The sequence below is a fragment of the Devosia sp. genome (assembly GCF_028290435.1).
Lineage (GTDB): Bacteria > Pseudomonadota > Alphaproteobacteria > Rhizobiales > Devosiaceae > Devosia.
Genome location: NZ_JAQGJV010000015.1, coordinates 1 through 16,765 on the forward strand (window position 1 = coordinate 1; position 16,765 = coordinate 16,765).

25 protein-coding genes are annotated in these 16,765 nt (G+C 60.7%); 23 read left to right on the plus strand and 2 right to left on the minus strand.

Annotation, left to right across the window (positions count from 1 at the left end; translation table 11 throughout):
• The 22 genes from rpsC to JWP26_RS04055 all read left to right on the plus strand — a co-directional run.
• The coding region (rpsC, locus tag JWP26_RS03950; protein ID WP_299723785.1) for a 30S ribosomal protein S3 at positions 1-561 on the plus strand (561 nt) is incomplete at its 5' end.
• A gap of 15 nt (positions 562-576) precedes the next feature.
• Positions 577-990, plus strand: coding sequence for a 50S ribosomal protein L16 (gene rplP, locus JWP26_RS03955; RefSeq protein WP_299723788.1), 414 nt, complete (start codon positions 577-579; stop codon positions 988-990).
• Between the two features lie 11 nt (positions 991-1,001).
• Positions 1,002-1,199, plus strand: coding sequence for a 50S ribosomal protein L29 (gene rpmC, locus JWP26_RS03960; RefSeq protein WP_299723790.1), 198 nt, complete (start codon positions 1,002-1,004; stop codon positions 1,197-1,199).
• A 12-nt stretch (positions 1,200-1,211) separates the two neighbouring features.
• Positions 1,212-1,463: a 30S ribosomal protein S17 gene (gene rpsQ, locus JWP26_RS03965; RefSeq protein WP_299723793.1), complete on the plus strand. Its 252-nt coding sequence runs from the start codon at positions 1,212-1,214 to the stop codon at positions 1,461-1,463.
• 63 nt (positions 1,464-1,526) lie between these two features.
• The gene (rplN, locus tag JWP26_RS03970) at positions 1,527-1,895 is read left to right on the plus strand and encodes a 50S ribosomal protein L14 (RefSeq protein ID WP_299723795.1); all 369 of its coding nucleotides are present in this window, start codon (positions 1,527-1,529) and stop codon (positions 1,893-1,895) included.
• Positions 1,895-2,206 (plus strand): 50S ribosomal protein L24, encoded by a 312-nt coding sequence (gene rplX / locus JWP26_RS03975; protein ID WP_299723798.1) that lies wholly within the window; start codon positions 1,895-1,897, stop codon positions 2,204-2,206. Before rplN ends, rplX begins: the two co-directional genes overlap by 1 nt.
• Positions 2,199-2,756, plus strand: a complete 558-nt coding sequence (gene rplE / locus JWP26_RS03980; RefSeq protein ID WP_299723801.1) for a 50S ribosomal protein L5 — start codon at positions 2,199-2,201, stop codon at positions 2,754-2,756. Before rplX ends, rplE begins: the two co-directional genes overlap by 8 nt.
• A gap of 30 nt (positions 2,757-2,786) precedes the next feature.
• Complete coding sequence (rpsN, locus tag JWP26_RS03985) at positions 2,787-3,092, plus strand: 30S ribosomal protein S14 (protein WP_299723804.1); 306 nt, start codon at positions 2,787-2,789, stop codon at positions 3,090-3,092.
• A 12-nt stretch (positions 3,093-3,104) separates the two neighbouring features.
• Positions 3,105-3,503: a 30S ribosomal protein S8 gene (rpsH, locus tag JWP26_RS03990; protein WP_299723807.1), complete on the plus strand. Its 399-nt coding sequence runs from the start codon at positions 3,105-3,107 to the stop codon at positions 3,501-3,503.
• Between the two features lie 39 nt (positions 3,504-3,542).
• Complete coding sequence (gene rplF / locus JWP26_RS03995) at positions 3,543-4,076, plus strand: 50S ribosomal protein L6 (protein ID WP_299723810.1); 534 nt, start codon at positions 3,543-3,545, stop codon at positions 4,074-4,076.
• Between the two features lie 12 nt (positions 4,077-4,088).
• Positions 4,089-4,451, plus strand: coding sequence for a 50S ribosomal protein L18 (gene rplR, locus JWP26_RS04000; RefSeq protein ID WP_299723813.1), 363 nt, complete (start codon positions 4,089-4,091; stop codon positions 4,449-4,451).
• A 25-nt stretch (positions 4,452-4,476) separates the two neighbouring features.
• Positions 4,477-5,007 carry a 30S ribosomal protein S5 gene (gene rpsE / locus JWP26_RS04005; protein ID WP_299723816.1) on the plus strand — a complete coding sequence of 177 codons (531 nt, stop codon included), beginning with the start codon at positions 4,477-4,479 and terminating at the stop codon, positions 5,005-5,007.
• A 26-nt stretch (positions 5,008-5,033) separates the two neighbouring features.
• Complete coding sequence (gene rpmD, locus JWP26_RS04010) at positions 5,034-5,222, plus strand: 50S ribosomal protein L30 (protein WP_299723819.1); 189 nt, start codon at positions 5,034-5,036, stop codon at positions 5,220-5,222.
• 15 nt (positions 5,223-5,237) lie between these two features.
• Positions 5,238-5,738 (plus strand): 50S ribosomal protein L15, encoded by a 501-nt coding sequence (gene rplO / locus JWP26_RS04015; protein ID WP_299723822.1) that lies wholly within the window; start codon positions 5,238-5,240, stop codon positions 5,736-5,738.
• 129 nt (positions 5,739-5,867) lie between these two features.
• Positions 5,868-7,208 carry a preprotein translocase subunit SecY gene (gene secY / locus JWP26_RS04020; protein WP_299723825.1) on the plus strand — a complete coding sequence of 447 codons (1,341 nt, stop codon included), beginning with the start codon at positions 5,868-5,870 and terminating at the stop codon, positions 7,206-7,208.
• Positions 7,205-7,768, plus strand: coding sequence for an adenylate kinase (locus JWP26_RS04025; protein WP_299723828.1), 564 nt, complete (start codon positions 7,205-7,207; stop codon positions 7,766-7,768). Before secY ends, JWP26_RS04025 begins: the two co-directional genes overlap by 4 nt.
• A gap of 177 nt (positions 7,769-7,945) precedes the next feature.
• Positions 7,946-8,314, plus strand: a complete 369-nt coding sequence (gene rpsM / locus JWP26_RS04030) for a 30S ribosomal protein S13 (protein WP_299723831.1) — start codon at positions 7,946-7,948, stop codon at positions 8,312-8,314.
• A gap of 79 nt (positions 8,315-8,393) precedes the next feature.
• Entirely contained in the window at positions 8,394-8,786 is a 393-nt protein-coding gene (gene rpsK, locus JWP26_RS04035) for a 30S ribosomal protein S11 (protein WP_035102656.1), read from the plus strand.
• A gap of 100 nt (positions 8,787-8,886) precedes the next feature.
• On the plus strand, positions 8,887-9,906 hold the full coding sequence (locus JWP26_RS04040; RefSeq protein ID WP_299724239.1) for a DNA-directed RNA polymerase subunit alpha: 1,020 nt from the start codon (positions 8,887-8,889) through the stop codon (positions 9,904-9,906).
• 32 nt (positions 9,907-9,938) lie between these two features.
• Positions 9,939-10,367, plus strand: a complete 429-nt coding sequence (rplQ, locus tag JWP26_RS04045) for a 50S ribosomal protein L17 (RefSeq protein WP_299723842.1) — start codon at positions 9,939-9,941, stop codon at positions 10,365-10,367.
• 67 nt (positions 10,368-10,434) lie between these two features.
• A complete protein-coding gene (locus JWP26_RS04050) occupies positions 10,435-11,463 on the plus strand; it encodes an NAD-dependent epimerase/dehydratase family protein (RefSeq protein ID WP_299723845.1) in 1,029 nt (342 codons plus the stop codon).
• 241 nt (positions 11,464-11,704) lie between these two features.
• Positions 11,705-13,114: an MFS transporter gene (locus tag JWP26_RS04055; RefSeq protein ID WP_299723848.1), complete on the plus strand. Its 1,410-nt coding sequence runs from the start codon at positions 11,705-11,707 to the stop codon at positions 13,112-13,114.
• A gap of 25 nt (positions 13,115-13,139) precedes the next feature.
• On the opposite strand, the gene JWP26_RS04060 is transcribed toward JWP26_RS04055, so the two are convergent.
• Positions 13,140-13,727 carry an AAA family ATPase gene (locus JWP26_RS04060; RefSeq protein WP_299723851.1) on the minus strand — a complete coding sequence of 196 codons (588 nt, stop codon included), beginning with the start codon at positions 13,725-13,727 and terminating at the stop codon, positions 13,140-13,142.
• A gap of 154 nt (positions 13,728-13,881) precedes the next feature.
• A complete protein-coding gene (locus tag JWP26_RS04065; RefSeq protein ID WP_299723854.1) occupies positions 13,882-15,063 on the minus strand; it encodes a hypothetical protein in 1,182 nt (393 codons plus the stop codon).
• A 202-nt stretch (positions 15,064-15,265) separates the two neighbouring features.
• On the opposite strand from JWP26_RS04065, the gene JWP26_RS04070 reads away from it, so the two are divergent.
• A complete protein-coding gene (locus tag JWP26_RS04070; RefSeq protein ID WP_299723856.1) occupies positions 15,266-16,723 on the plus strand; it encodes a Do family serine endopeptidase in 1,458 nt (485 codons plus the stop codon).
• Positions 16,724-16,765 lie beyond the last annotated feature (42 nt).

The window sequence follows — 16,765 nt, forward strand, 5'->3', positions numbered from 1 at the left end:
CGCCCGCACCGCAAGTGCCGCGTGTCGATCCACACTGCCCGTCCGGGCATCGTGATCGGCAAGAAGGGCGCTGACATCGACAAGATCCGCGCCAAGGTGAAGAAGTTCACCGACAGCGAAGTGCACATCAACATCGTTGAAGTGCGCAAGCCGGAAACCGATGCGACGCTGGTTGCCCAGGGCATTGCCCAGCAGCTGGAACGCCGCGTGGCTTTCCGTCGCGCCATGAAGCGTTCGGTGCAGACCGCAATGCGCATGGGCGCAGGCGGCATCCGCGTGAACGTTGGTGGCCGTCTCGGTGGCGCCGACATCGCTCGTACCGAATGGTACCGCGAAGGTCGCGTTCCGCTGCACACGCTGCGTGCCGACATCGACTATGGTACTGCCGAAGCCGCGACCACCTACGGCATCATCGGTATCAAGGTCTGGATTTTCAAAGGCGAAGTGCTCGAGCACGATCCGATGGCCCACGAACGCCGTGCTACCGAAGGTGGCAATAGCGGCGGCGGCGAAGGTCAGCAGCGTGCTCCGCGGCCCGATCGCGACCGCGAACGCGCATAAGAAGGTTAGTTCATTATGCTGCAACCTAAGAAGACCAAGTTCCGCAAGGCCCACAAGGGCCGTATCCATGGCGTTGCCAAGGGTGGCACTGACCTGGCTTTCGGCCAGTATGCCCTCAAGGCAACTGAGCCAGAGCGCGTGACTGCTCGCCAGATCGAAGCGGCTCGCCGCGCGATCACCCGCGAAATGAAGCGCCAGGGTCGTGTCTGGATCCGCATTTTCCCAGACGTACCGGTTTCCAAGAAGCCGACCGAAGTACGTATGGGTAAGGGCAAGGGTTCGGTTGAACTCTGGGCCGCTCGCGTCAAGCCGGGCCGTATCGTATTCGAGATCGACGGCGTCCCTGAGGACGTTGCCAAGGAAGCCCTTCGCCTCGGCGCGATGAAGCTTCCGATCATGACGCGGGTTGTTACCCGCATTGCAGACTGAGGGGCGCGGTTATGACCACTGCCAAAGATGTGCGGGCCAAAACCCCGGATGAGCTGAAGGATCAGCTCGTTAGCCTGAAGAAAGAACAGTTCAACCTGCGTTTCCAGCGTGCTACCCAGCAGCTCGAAGCCCCGGCCCAGGTCAAGAAGGTCCGCCGCGATATCGCGCGGATCAAGACGATCCTGGCCGAGAAGAACGCAGCGAAGTAAGGAGCGGCGACCATGCCAAAACGCGTTCTACAGGGGACTGTTGTCTCCGACACCAATGAGAAGACGGTTGTGGTGCGCGTCGAGCGCCGCTTTACGCATCCCGTCATGAAGAAGGTTGTGCGCCGGTCCAAGAAGTACCATGCGCACGATGAAGCTAATGTGGCGAAGATCGGCGATATCGTGTGGATCGAAGAGTGCGCGCCAATTTCGAAGAACAAGCGCTGGACGCTTGTTCCGACTGCAGCAGCAGCGCCGTCGGCGTAAGATATAGGTCAAGATCGGCAGTTCCGGGGACGGTAGGTCGGTTTAACAAGAAGGCATCCAGTCATGATTCAGATGCAATCAAATCTCGACGTCGCGGATAATTCCGGCGCGCGTCGTGTCATGTGCATCAAGGTGCTGGGCGGTTCGCATCGCAAGTACGCGTCGGTTGGCGACATTATCGTTGTGTCGGTCAAGGATGCTATTCCGCGCGGCCGCGTTAAAAAGGGTCAGGTTATGAAGGCGGTCGTCGTACGCACCTCCTTCGATATCCGTCGCCCCGATGGCACGGTGATCCGTTTCGACAAGAACGCCGCGGTTCTGATTAACAATCAGAAAGAGCCGATCGGCACCCGTATCTTCGGACCAGTTCCACGCGAGCTTCGCGCCAAGAACCACATGAAGATCATCTCGCTCGCACCAGAGGTGCTGTAATGGCTGCCAAAATTAAGAAGGGCGATAAGGTCGTCGTCCTGACAGGCAAGGACAAAGGCAAGACTGGCCAGGTTCTTTCCGTCATTCCGACCGAAACCAAGGCGCTCGTGCAGGGTATCAACCTTGTCAAGCGCCACACCAAGCAGACCGCGTCGACCGATGCCGGCATCTTCACCAAAGAAGCGCCGATCCATCTGTCCAACATCGCGCTCGCCGATAAGGATGGCAAGGCCACTCGCGTCGGTTTCCAGATCAAGGACGGCGTCAAATCGCGCGTCGCCAAGTCGACCGGAGACGTGATCGATGGCTGATACAGTTTATATGCCTCGCCTTCGGGTCGAGTATGAAGAAAATATCCGCAAGGCTCTGACCGAGCAGTTCGGCTACAAGAATGTCATGGAGCTGCCCAAGCTCGACAAGATTGTGCTGAACATGGGCGTTGGCGAAGCCGTCAACGACACCAAGAAGGTCAAGACCGCTGCGGCCGATCTCGAAAAGATCGCCGGCCAGAAGCCTGTCATCACTCATGCCCGCAAGTCGATCGCCGGCTTCAAGGTGCGTGAAGACATGCCGCTGGGCGTCAAGGTGACCCTGCGCAAGCAGCGCATGTATGAATTCCTCGACCGTTTGGTGAACATCGCACTGCCGCGTGTTCGCGATTTCCGCGGTTTGAACCCGAATTCGTTCGATGGCCGTGGCAACTATGCTATGGGCATCAAGGAACACATCATTTTCCCGGAAATCAACTACGACCAGGTTGACCAGGTCTGGGGCATGGACATCGTCATAGCGACGACGGCCAAGAGTGATGACGAAGCGCGTGCGCTTCTCAAGGCTTTCAACTTCCCTTTCCGCACGTAAGCGGGCAGGGGAAGGCATAAGGATCAGGACATGGCCAAGACCAGCTCCATCGAAAAGAACAACAAGCGCAAGGCACTTGCCAAGCAGTATGCGCCCAAGCGCGCTGCTTTGAAGGCTCTGACCAAGGATCAGTCGATCCCGGCAGACCAGCGCTTCGCCGCCCAGCTCAAGCTGGCGGAACTGCCGCGCAACTCCGCCAAGGTCCGCGTTCGCAATCGTTGCGAAGTGTCCGGTCGCCCGCGCGGCTTCTACCGCAAGCTGAAACTGAGCCGCATCGCGCTGCGCCAGCTGGGCAATATGGGCGAGATCCCAGGCCTGGTTAAGTCGAGCTGGTAAGGAAAAAGACAGATGAGCTTTTCAGATCCCATCGGCGATATGCTGACCCGCATCCGTAATGCGCAGATGCGCCGTAAGAATTCCGTTTCGACGCCGGCTTCGACCCTTCGCGGTCGGGTGCTGGACGTTCTCCAGTCCGAGGGTTTTATCCGCGGCTACTCGGAGACCAAGTTCGAGAACGGCGCTGCCGAGTACGAGATTGAACTCAAGTACTCGGATAATGAAGCGGTTATCCGCACGATCGAGCGCGTTTCGCGTCCCGGCCGTCGCGTTTACGCTTCGGTGAAGAATATTCCGCAGGTTGCCAATGGCCTGGGTGTCTCGATCCTCTCCACCCCCAAGGGTGTGATGGCCGACCACGAAGCCAAGGCTGCCAACGTTGGTGGCGAGGTACTCTGCCGCGTCTTCTAATGAAGGCATGGTAAGACGATTACTCAAGGATAACTACGAATGTCACGTACAGGCAAACAGCCGGTAGCCCCGGTTAGCGGCGTTACGGTGACCATTAATGGTCGCACCGTTTCCGCCAAGGGCCCCAAGGGTGAACTGAGCATCGCGCTCATGGACGCCATCAATGTCGAGCAGACCGAAGCTGGTCTGGTTGTGTCGCCTGCGAACGACACCCGGTTTGCCAAGGCAGCCTGGGGCACCACGCGCGCTCTGATCCAGAACATGGTGACGGGCGTCAGCGCCGGGTTCGAACGCCGCCTGAACATCCAGGGCGTTGGTTATCGCGCTGCCCTTCAGGGCAAGGACATCAAGCTGTCGCTTGGGTTCAGCCACGAAGTGATCTATGAAGCCCCTCAGGGAATCACCCTTGCCGTGCCAGTGCCGACGGAAATCGTCATCACCGGCATCGACAAGCAGGCCGTCGGCCAGGTTGCGGCGAACATTCGTGCATGGCGCAAGCCAGAGCCCTACAAGGGCAAGGGCGTTCGCTATGCTGGCGAGTTCGTCTTCCGCAAAGAAGGCAAGAAGAAGTAAGGAGCGCCTGCAATGGCTATCAGTGCAAAGGGAGCGGATCGCCGCAAGGCCCGTGTCCGCAAGGCGCTCAAGGCTCGTGCCTTCGGTCGTCCGCGTCTGTCGGTTTTCCGTTCGGACAAGAATATCTACGCCCAGATCATCGACGATACGACAGGCCGTACGCTGGCCGCCGCATCGACGCTGGACAAGGACGTCAAGGCGTCGGTTGGCAACGGTGCTACCGCCGAGGCTGCTGCAGCGATTGGCAAGTTGATTGCCGAGCGCGGCTCCAAGGCCGGCGTTGCCGAAGTGATCTTCGATCGCGGCGCCTACATCTATCATGGCCGGGTCAAGGCCCTAGCAGACGCTGCCCGCGAGGGCGGCCTGCAGTTCTGATCCACGGCGCGAGAAAGAAGATACTATGAGCAGAGACGTTCAAGAACGCGATAGCGAATTTGTCGATCGCCTGGTCCACATCAATCGTGTGGCCAAGGTGGTCAAGGGTGGCCGTCGTTTTGGTTTCGCTGCGCTTGTCGTGGTCGGTGACCAGAAGGGCCGCGTTGGCTTTGGTCACGGTAAGGCCCGTGAAGTTCCAGAGGCAATCCGCAAGGCAACCGAACAGGCCAAGCGCCAGATGATCCGGGTGCCGCTGCGCGACGCCCGTACCCTGCACCACGACGTCACCGGACGTCACGGCGCTGGCAAGGTCATCCTGCGTGCCGCCGTTCCGGGTACCGGCATCATCGCCGGTGGTCCGATGCGCGCCGTGTTCGAGACGCTGGGCATCAACGACATCGTTGCCAAGTCGCAGGGGACTGCTAACCCCTACAACATGGTGCGGGCCACCTTCGATGCGCTCAAGCGCGTCGATAGCCCTCGCTCGGTTGCATCGCGTCGTGGCTTGAAGGTTTCGGAACTGCAAGCCCGTCGTGGCGAAACAGTCGAGGCTTGATCCGGTAACCCGGACGGAGAGATATCATGGCTGAACAAAAGACCCTCGTCGTGAAGCAGATCGGCTCGCCGATCCGCCGCGACAAAGTGCAGCGCGCGACCCTGATCGGTCTCGGGCTCAACAAGATGAACAAAGAGCGCGAGCTGATCGATACGCCCGAAGTGCGTGGCATGATCCGTAAGCTCCCGCATCTCGTCCGTGTTATCGGCGAGTAAGAAGGTAGCTTCGTAATGACCCGTTTGAACGAACTTCGCGACAATCCAGGCGCCAACAAGATCCGCATGCGGATCGGCCGTGGCATCGGCTCGGGCAAGGGCAAGACCGGCGGCCGTGGCGGCAAGGGCCAGACGGCACGCTCCGGCGTTGCCATCAACGGCTTCGAAGGCGGCCAGATGCCCCTTCACATGCGTATGCCAAAGCGCGGCTTCAATGCCCTGAACCCAGGGGATTGGAACGAGGTTCGCATCGACCGTATCCAGGCCTATATCGACAGCGGCAAGCTGGACATCAAGGGCGTGGTTGACGCCGCTGCCTTGATCGCTGCGCGCGTCATCCGTCGTCCCAAGGACGGCGTGCGCCTGATCGGCTCGGCTGGCTTCACGGCTAAGAATGTGACCTTCAAGGTCGACTATGCGACGGCCGGCGCGACTGCAGCTATTGAATCTGCCGGCGGCAAGCTCGATATCATCCCGACCAAGGCGACGTGGAAGAAGACTCCATACGCTGGTTAATTATCGGCACGGGCACATCCGGCCATTGGTTGGGTGTGCTCTTCTGGTTTGTTGCGTTGGGGATACAGATGCATCTGCATCCTGAAGCGCTCCGAGCGCACCTGGCCTTGAAGCCATAGGGAGCGATACATGGCGTCCGCAGCCGAGCAACTAGCTCGTAATCTGAATTTTTCGACATTCTCCAAGGCGAAAGCCCTGCAGCAGCGCATCTGGTTCACACTAGGCGCGCTGCTCGTCTATCGTCTGGGTACTTTCATTCCGGTTCCGGGTATAGACCCGGATGCTTTCCAGGCCACTTTCGAGCAGAGCCAGCAGGGCATCATCGGCATGTTCAACATGTTCTCCGGCGGTGCCGTGCAGCGCATGGCGATCTTTGCACTGAACCTCATTCCCTACATTACCGCGTCGATCGTGGTGCAGGTGATCGCCACGGCGTCGCCGCGTCTCGAAGCGATGAAGAAAGAGGGCGAAGCTGGCCGTCGCAAGATGAACCAGTATACCCGCTATCTGGCGGTCGTGTTCTGTGCCGTGCAGGCCTATGGCATTGCCATCGGGCTGGAAGCCAGCCAGGGCGTCGTGCTGCATCCGGGCTGGATGTTCCGTTTCACCACGGTCATTACCCTGGTCGGCGGCACCATGTTCCTGATGTGGCTGGGTGAACAGATCACTTCGCGCGGCGTCGGCAACGGTATTTCGCTTATCATTTTCGCCGGTATCGTCGCCAATCTGCCCACAACGCTGGTGCAGACGATGGAACTCAGCCGTACAGGTGCCTTGCCGGCTGCTGCTGGCATTTTCATTCTTGTGCTGGCTATCGTCGTGATCGCCGGTATCGTGTTCTTCGAACGCGCTCAGCGCCGGTTGCTGATCCAGTATCCGAAGCGCCAGGTTGGCAACAAGATGTTCCAGGGCGATACCTCGCACCTGCCGCTCAAGCTGAATACCTCGGGTGTTATCCCGGTGATTTTCGGCTCGTCCTTGCTGCTGCTGCCGGCGACCATCGCGTCGTTCGCTGCGCAGGGCAATGCGCCGGTGTGGTTGCAGACGGTGACGGCCATGCTCGGCCGTGGCCAGCCGCTCTATCTGACGCTGTTCGCCGTGTTCATCATCTTCTTCTCGTTCTTCTATACGGCCATCGTGTTCAATCCGCAGGAGACCGCGGATAACCTGAAGCGCTCCGGCGGCTTCATTCCGGGCGTGCGTCCGGGCGAACGCACGGCGGCGCATATCGACTATGTGCTGACGCGCATCACGGTTGTCGGCGCGCTCTACCTGACGGTCGTGGCCTTGATACCCGAGATCATCCACAACCAGCTGGCGGTCAGCCAGTTCATCGGTGGCACCTCGCTGCTGATCATGGTGACGGTGACGCTCGATACAGTGAGCCAGATCCAGAGCCATCTGATCGCGCAGCAGTATGAGGGGCTCGTTAAGAAGTCCCGTCTTGGTGGGGGAGGTAAGCGTCGATGAGGTTGATCCTGCTGGGACCGCCGGGAGCGGGGAAGGGTACGCAGGCCAAGATTCTGGTCGAAGCTTACGGTATTCCCCAACTGTCGACTGGCGACATCTTGCGGTCGGCCATCGAGGCGAAGACGGAGATGGGCCTGGCGGCCAAGGCCGTCATGGACCGTGGTGACCTGGTCTCCAACGATATCGTCAACGGTATCGTCTCGGAACGTCTCGATGCCGCTGATTGCCATAACGGGTTTATCCTTGACGGCTTTCCGCGCACGATTGCCCAGGCCGAGGCGCTCGACGAAATGCTCGAGCAAAAGGGCATGCAGCTCAACGCTGTGATCGAGATGACGGCGAATGCCGAGGTCCTGGTCGAACGCGTGATCAACCGGGCCAAGGAAAGCAACCGCCCGGACGATCATCCGGACGTCATTCGCAAGCGGCTCGAAGTGTACAATCGCGATACGGCGCCGCTGGTGGACTACTACCGCCAGCATGGGCTGGTCAAAACGGTAGACGGCATGGCACCGGTCGAGCAGGTAACTGCTGCGATCAAGGCAGCCATCGAAAACTGAAAGCTTTGGATTGGCCGGGGCAGTTGACACTGCCCTGTCTTATCCTTATGAACCGCACCAGTCTCATGGATTATTGGGCTGGATTCGGTTCCTCACGCAGGTTGGGGGTCGAAATCCGGTCCCTTGTTGTTTAAGGACACCGCCGTGATGGCAGGTGTTGAATGAAGGAGAGCAGACGTGGCCCGTATTGCTGGCGTCAATATCCCGACGAATAAGCGCGTTGTCATCGCGCTGCAGTATATCCACGGGATCGGCGACAAGTTCGCCGAGGATATCTGCACCAAGGTTGGCATTCCGGCCGATCGTCGTGTCAACGAGTTGACCGACGCGGAAGTGATCCAGATCCGTGAAGCCATCGACCGCGACTACGTCGTGGAAGGTGACCTTCGCCGCAATGTGGCGATGAATATCAAGCGGCTGATGGATCTGGGCAACTACCGTGGCCTTCGCCACCGTCGTGGCCTGCCGGTTCGTGGTCAGCGTACCCACACCAATGCTCGTACCCGCAAGGGCCCGGCGAAGGCGATCGCTGGCAAGAAGAAGTAAGAACCCGCTTCGGGTTCTTCGATGTAGCTGCTGGGGCTGGATGGCTAACGGCAGCGCCGATATCGAATAGAGGAATTACATGGCTAAGACTGAAACGACTCGCGTTAAGCGCAAGGAACGTAAGAATATCACGTCGGGTGTTGCCCACGTGAACGCCTCTTTCAACAACACGATGATCACCATCGCCGACATGCAGGGCAACACGATTTCGTGGTCCTCGTCGGGCGTGATGGGGTTCAAGGGTTCGCGTAAGTCGACCCCTTATGCCGCTCAGGTTGCTGCTGAAGACGCCGCCAAGAAGGCCCAGGAACATGGCATGAAGACCCTTGAGGTCGAAGTACGCGGTCCTGGTTCGGGCCGCGAATCGGCACTCCGGGCGTTGCAGGCGGCTGGGTTCAACGTCACCTCGATCCGCGACGTGACCTCGATCCCGCACAATGGCTGCCGTCCGCGCAAGCGGCGCCGCGTCTAATCTAGACGGTTTAGAAGCTCCCGGCCGCGCGGCCGGGAGTCTTATTGCGTTTGCGGCGGAGCGGCCTGGGCGAGGCCGCGATTTTGAAAGGACACAACCTGTGACGATCCAGAGGAACTGGCAAGAACTGATTAAGCCGACCAAGCTGGAGATTGTTTCGGGCAGCGATAACGCGCGCGTGGCCTCGGTTGTTGCCGAGCCGCTTGAGCGCGGTTACGGGCTTACCCTGGGTAACGCTCTTCGTCGCGTGCTGCTGTCGTCGCTTCAGGGCGCCGCAGTGACTGCAATCCAGATTGACGGCATCTTGCATGAATTCTCGTCGCTTCCGGGCGTGCGTGAAGACATGACCGATCTCGTGCTCAACGTGAAAGAAATCGCGTTGAAGATGGGCGGCGAAGGCCCCAAGCGCCTGCAGCTCTCCAAATCCGGCCCCGCGGCCGTGACTGCCGGCGACATCAAGGTCACCGGCGACATCGAAGTGCTGAACCCTGAGCTCGTCATCTGTCATCTTGATGACGGCGCCGAGATCAATATCGAGTTTACGGTCGACACCGGCAAGGGCTACGTCCCGGCCGACAAGAACCGTCCGGAAGACGCTCCGATCGGCTATATCCCGGTCGATGCGTTGTTCTCGCCGGTTCGCCGCGTTTCCTACAAGGTCGATGCGACCCGTGCGGGTGAGAGCCTGGACAAGGACAAGCTGACCCTGCAGGTCGAAACCAATGGCGCAATCTCGCCGGATGACGCCGTGGCTTATGCTGCGCGTATCCTGCAGGACCAGCTGTCGGTGTTCGTGAACTTCGAAGAGCCCAGCAAGGAAAAGACGCAGGATTCCGTTCCGGAACTGGCGTTCAACCCGGCACTGCTCAAGAAGGTCGACGAGCTCGAGCTTTCGGTGCGTTCGGCCAATTGCCTCAAGAACGACAACATCGTCTATATCGGCGACCTGATCCAGAAGACGGAAGCCGAGATGCTGCGGACCCCGAATTTCGGCCGCAAGTCGCTCAACGAAATCAAAGAAGTGCTCGCGCAGATGGGCCTTCATCTCGGAATGGACGTTGCCAATTGGCCACCCGAGAATATCGATGACCTCGCCAAGCGCTACGAAGATCATTATTGATCCCGCGCTGCCAAGCACTTTAGGAGACAACCATGCGCCACGGTAATTCAGGCCGCAAACTTAACCGGACTGCCAGCCATCGCAAGGCAATGTTCGCCAATATGTCCGCCGCGCTGATCAAGCACGAGCAGATCGTCACGACCTTGCCCAAGGCCAAGGAACTGCGTCCGATCGTCGAGAAGCTGATCACGCTGGGCAAGCGCGGCGACCTGCATGCTCGCCGCCAGGCCATCGCGCAGATGCGCGATGAGGGCCAGGTGGCCAAGCTGTTCGCAGTCCTCGGGCCGCGCTACCAGGAACGTCAGGGCGGCTATATCCGTATCCTGAAGGCCGGTTTCCGCTACGGCGACAACGCGCCGCTGGCAGTGATCGAGTTCGTCGATCGCGACGTCAATGCCAAGGGCCTCGATAGCGGTCCAGTGTTCACGCGCGAAGACGAAGACGAGTCCGTCGCAGCGTAAGACTGCTTCGACTTGACGGAATGATTTTGGGCGGCCACGGATAATCCGCGGCCGCTTTTTGTTGTGCTTGGCCATCATTGCTTTGGGGGATGCGATGGCGGGCAAAGGACTGGTTCTGGTCACGGGCGCGAGCGGGTTTGTTGGCAAATGGACCGTGATCGAACTTCTCCGCGCCGGCCATTCGGTGCGCGGCACTGTTCGGTCGGCCGCAAAGGCCGAGGCCGTGCGCAGGGCGGCGGCCCGGGCGCTGGGCGGCGACGATCGGCTACAATTTTGCACATGTGATCTGATGGACGATGCGGGCTGGGCCGATGCCATGGTGGGCGTCGACGCGGTAATGCATGTGGCGGCGCAAATCCTCGCCATCGAGCCCAGGGATCCCAATGTGGTGATCGGGCCGGCGGTCGGAGGCACGCGCCGGGTGCTGCGCTTCGCGGCCGAGGCCGGGATCAAGCGGGTGATCCTGACCTCGTCGATCGCCACGGTCGGCTACGGGCAGGGCCACACCAGCGGCAAGCGCATCTATACCGAAGAGCATTTCACCAAACTTGAGGGCATGAAGTTTACCTGGGCCTATTGCATCGGCAAGACCAGGGCCGAGCAGGTGGCCTGGGCGTTCGCCAAGGAAAAGGGCCTTGAGCTGACCACGATCCATCCCGGCGCCATTCTTGGACCAGCAGTTGATGACGACGCCAGCATCTCGCTGGGGATGGTCTCGGGGCTGCTGGAAGGCACGACACCGGCCATGCCCAGCAATGGATTCCCATCGTCGATGTGCGCGACGTGGCGGCAATGCATGTGGCTGCGCTGGAGCGACCGGATTCGGCGGGACAGCGCTACCTCGCCACCTCGGATTATGTCCCGTTTCCCGAAGTCGCCAATATCCTGCGCGCGGCGTATCCAGAGCGGTTGGTCACGTCCAAGTCCGTGCCAGACTGGATCATCAAGCTGCTCGCCTGCTTTGGTGGGCCGACCCGGCAGATCATCAACGACATCGGCAACGAGAAGCACTTTGACCGCAGCAAGGGCGAGATGCTGCTCGGCCGGGCCTTCATTTCGGGCAAGGAGGCCATTCTGGCGAGCGCGGAAAGTTTGATCGCGCTCAATCTGCTAAAGCCTAAACGCCAGCGTTAGTCGGCGTTCCCGCAGTCCCGCGCGGCGTCGGCGAATGTGCCAAAGCGCCATGTCCCGCATCCCTGAATCTTGAAGTTTCCGTGTTTGAGACGTTGCTCGGCGTGGTTTCCAGTGAAGGCTTTTGAGGCGATGTATTGGGGTTGACCTTCCCATGATTGGAACGCCCACCCTCATGGAATCGTCGAACCTCAATGGAACATTTCATGTCTACAGCAACGAAGACCTATGCCCGCAGAACCCGATGGTGGGCGCTTGGCCTCATCGCCACTGCACAGTTCATGGTTATCATGGACACCTCGATCATCGGCGTCGCACTGCCTCAGATGCAGGCTGATCTCGGTTTCACACAGCACAACCTGTCCTGGGTCTTTAACGCCTACGTGGTCGTTTTTGGTGGCCTGCTTCTGCTTGGAGGTCGCATGTCCGACCTGTTCGGTGCGCGGAAAATGTTCGGTGGCGGCTGGTTCATCCTGCTCGTAGGCTCGCTGGTTGCGGGTCTCGCCGGCAATGTCGGGGTCGAACTCGCTGGCCGTGCGGTCCAGGGTATCGGCGCTGCCTTGATCGCACCATCAGCGCTTACCTTGCTGATGATGCTGTTTGGCGCCAACCCCAAGGAATTGACCAGGGCGCTTGCGCTCTACGGCGCAGCGGCGCCGGCCGGCGGCACTGCGGGCGTGTTTCTCGGCGGCGTGATCACCGAGTACATCTCGTGGCCGTGGGTGTTTTTCATCAACATACCGATCGCGGTTATCGCCATCATTGGCGCAAGGGTGCTGATGCCAGCGGGGACGAGGAACGGCCGTGGGTCGATCGACATCTTCGGAGCGCTCACGGTGACCCTTGGTCTCGGCGCTGCTGTCTATGGCGTCGTCCGGGCCCCAGAGGTGGGTTGGGGATCGGGCGAGACCTGGATCGCCTTGGGTATCGCTGCCGTCTTGCTCATTGCGTTCGTGATCGCCCAGACTGTCCGGCGCGAGCCGCTGATGCGGCTGTCGATCCTGGGCACGCCGAACCTTGGGGCGGCGAACCTGGCACAGATGTTGCTCGCCGGCGCGTGGATTCCGATGTGGTTTTTCCTCAACCTCTACCTTCAGCAGGTCTTGGGCTACACGGCATTTCCGTCCGGAGCGGCGCTGTTGCCGATGACGATCCTGACCATGATCGCGATGGTGGTGCTAGCGCCATGGGTGATAGCGCGTTTTGGAACCAAGACGCCGATCGTTGTCGGCTTGTTGCTGCTGGCACTCGGCATGGGCTGGCTGTCACTGGTTCAACCAGATGGAAACTACTGGGTCGATGTTCTCCCGGCCTCCCTGTTGGCAGCGCTCGGTATGTCGCTGGCCTTTATCCCTTCGCTCGGCACCGCGATCTCGGCGGCACGGCCGGAAGAGGGCGGGTTGGCTGCCGGCATCGTCAACACCAGCTATCAGGTTGGTTCCGCCTTGGGGCTGGCCGCGATGACGGCGGTTGCTGCCGCTTACGGTGCCGATCAACTCGGAAATGCGGCCGCGCTCACCAATGGGTTCTCGACCGCCTTCCTCGGCGCAGGCGGGATCGCGCTTGTCGGCGCCATTCTGGCGCTGCTCACGATACGATCCCGACCGATTGCCTGACGTCTGGGCGCCAGATCGGTGTTCTCTAAAACGACCTCAATGGAAGACCTCGTGGCCCAGCGGCCATGAGGTCTTTACGATTGAGGCCCCAAGCCGTGTAGGCGGCCTGGAGTTCTTTCATTGAATCGAACTGAACCATGGGAAGACCGGTGGCGCGCAACAGAGCGATGTCGCGTTGGCGCTTGCGCGGCTGCTCGATGAGAATGAAGTTGATCATATCCCATTTGAGGCTGTCCTGGGCGCCGGCTAGCATGCCGTGGCGTTCCTGCTCGAACAGGGTGCGACGCAGATAGCGGCCGAACGCCGTCCAGCGATCGGTGCCGAGCAGGATGATGCCGGTGGCGCGGGTCACGCGCTGCTGCAGCAGGCTCATGTAGTTGCCCTCGATCACCCAGCGCTCTGTTTCTATCGCTTCGGCATGGGCGGCTTCGAATTCCGATTGCGGACGCATGACCCAGTCGGTGTGCGGCTGGTGGCGCAGGATATCGAGGAAGATTGCTTCGGCGCCGATATGGGCAGCGATGGCGGCAGTCAGGGTCGATTTGCCGGCATTGGATGGGCCGCAGACGCAGATACGCGGCCCGAAGCTTTCGAGAGGCGGGACAGTGAGCATTTTCAGTTCCGATATGTTTGAGGGGATCGGGGTGGAAAAGGCGAATAATGGTCGGCGGAGGCACCAATGAAAAAGGCCGCTCCCTTAGGAGCAGCCCATATTCGGATTGGGGACGGGCGCTATAGGCCCGAACAGCTATGCTGGCAAGCCGAGCTTACTCCGGCTGCACGTCCTTGCCGGTATAGACCTCGTCGACCCAGAACTGGTCGCGGCGGTCGAAGCCGTTGAACGGGGTCAGCGAGGCCTGGGTGTAGGCGCCCATCAGGCCGAACTCGATCCAGTCGTCCTCATCGATATCGGACGGCAAGGTGAAGGTCTGCGGCAGCACGTCATAGCTGTCGCAGGTGGGGCCCCAGACAGTGAATTCGGAGAATTCGGCGTCATTGTCATGCACGCGGGCGCCGCGCCAGACGCGGACCGGCGGGGTGAAGTGCATGAACTTGACTTCCATCAAGCTGCCATAGGCCCCGTCATTGACATAGACCGACTGGCCGCCACGCTGATGCTTTACGCGCAGCAACAGCGATGTGGACGAGGTCACGAGGGCACGGCCGGGCTCGATGATCAGCTCGGGCTTGCGCTTTTCGCCGAAGTGATCGTTGACGGCGGTCGCGATGGTTTCGAAGTAATAGTCCATCGGCGGGGCTTCGCTGGTCGGGTAGGGGGCCGGATAGCCGCCGCCGATATTGAGGCGCTTCAGCTCGATGCCGGCTTCCTCGACGATGCGGGCGGCCGCGGCGATATGGCGCTCATAGGCATAGGCGTCTTCGCACTGGCTACCGACGTGGAAGCAGAGGCTGGGCGTGTAGCCCATCTGGTCGACCATGGTGGCGATTTCGGCCGCGCCCTGTTCCATGACGCCAAACTTGATGCCGAAATCGTAGGATTTCAGCGCCTTGCCGGCCTTGAAACGGGTGGTGACCTCGACATCGCGCGAGGGCGAGACCACGGCGGCGAGCTGGTCGAGCTGCTGGGGATGGTCGATGGTGAAGGAGCGGACGCCGAACTCTTCATAAGCGCGGGCGATCTCGCGCTTGTTCTTGATCGGGTTGTTGTAATGCATCACGGCGCCGGGCGCGTTGTCGCGCACCAGTTCCATTTCGGTATTGGAGGCGACGTCGAAGGCCTTGAGGCCTTCGCGGTGCAGCTGGGCGATGATGTGGGGCGAGGGATTGCATTTGACGGCATAGGTCAGCAGCCCGTCAAAACCCTTCTTGAAGACCTTTGTGGCCTTGTGCAGCTCACGTTCGGAGAACAGGAAGGCCGGGAAATCCGGGGCTTCCGCCGCGATCAGGGCGGAGGTGTTCGGGAACACGTGGTTCGGCTCGTCTGTCATGGACATCTTGCCTTTCTGGGGCTGCAAAAAGCGGTGAGAAGAGCGCTGCATATAGGGCCGCATGCCCCCTCACGCAAACGTTTATTTATGACGATTTTGTAGGGTTCGAATGACACCTTAATGGCGCCGGAATCGGGGCGTTCTGCTGCGGAAATGTTAGCGTTCGGTTGCCCCCGAACGTATCAATCCGGAGGTTGGTCCGATGACACCGCGCAGTTTGGCTTTGGCAATTGGCGCTCTTGCAGTTCTGGCTATTGGTGGCACGCTGGCGCTGGTACCGCTGACCACGCGCAACGAGACCCTGGCGGCAGCCATAGCACCGGACGTGGCGGTTCCGTCCAGCGATACGCAGGTCAAACTGAGCTTCGCGCCGGTGGTCAAGGCCGTGGCGCCGTCGGTGGTCAATGTCTATGCGACCACGATCGAGCAGCAATCCAGTTCGCCCTTTGCTAATGATCCGTTCTTCCAGCGGTTTTTCGGCGGGCAGGGCCAGTTCCAGTCGCGGCCGCGGGAGTCCCAATCGCTGGGCTCCGGAGTGATCGTGGATGCCTCCGGCATGATCCTGACCAACCGTCACGTGATCGAGGGGGCGACCGATGTGCGCATCGCGCTGTCGGATGGCCGGGAGTTCGCGGTCGACGTGGCGGTCGAGGATGCGCAGACGGACCTGGCTGTGCTCAAGATCCGCGATCCCAAGGGCGCGACTTTCCCGGCGATCACTTTCGCCGATTCCGATGCGCTGCAGGTCGGCGACCTGGTGCTGGCGATCGGCAATCCGTTCGGGGTGGGCCAGACGGTCACCAGCGGCATAGTCTCGGGTCTGGCGCGCACCGGAGTGGAAAGCTCGGACTACGAGTTCTTCATCCAGACCGACGCCGCGATCAATCCGGGCAATTCGGGTGGAGCGCTGGTCGATCTGGACGGACATCTGGTGGGCATCAATACGGCGATCTATTCGCAAACCGGCGGTTCGGTGGGGATCGGCTTTGCCATCCCGGCCAATATGGCGCGGCTGGTTGCTGATGCCGGGGTCCGCGGCGGCGCGATCGTGCGGCCGTGGTTCGGCGCCAAGATGCAGGCGGTCAATTCCGATATCGCCAGCAGCCTGGGCATGGTGGCGCCGCATGGTGCGCTGATCACCGAGGTGGCGCCGGATGGGCCTGCGGCCAAGGCCGGGTTTGCCTCGGGCGATGTGATCCTGTCGGTCGATGGCGTGGCGATCGACGATCCCAGCGCCTTCAACTTCCGGCTGGCCACCAAGCCCATCGGCAAGGCCACGACATTGCAACGGCTGCGCAGCAGCAAGACTGACGACGTGCCGTTCAATGTCGAGGCTGCGCCGGTGCCGACGCCGGATATGCTGGCGACCATCAATGGCGATTCACGGTTTTCGGGCACCACAGTGCGGCAGATCACGCCGGACCTCGCCGAGGCCAAGGGGCTGCCTTACGACGCCAAGGGCGTGATCGTGACTGTGGTGGCGAAGGGGTCGCCGGCGGACCAGATGGGCCTGCAGGTTGACGATGTCCTGATGACGCTGAACGATGCGGCGATGGATACGGCCAAGACCTTCGAGCAGACCGCGTCCCAGCGCGTGCGCACATGGCAGGTGACGTTGGAGCGTAGCGGGCAGGTGTTGCGCAGCATTGTGAGTGGCTAGGCGGGCCTAGGCCGGCAGGCTGCTCTCGAACCCCCACCCAAC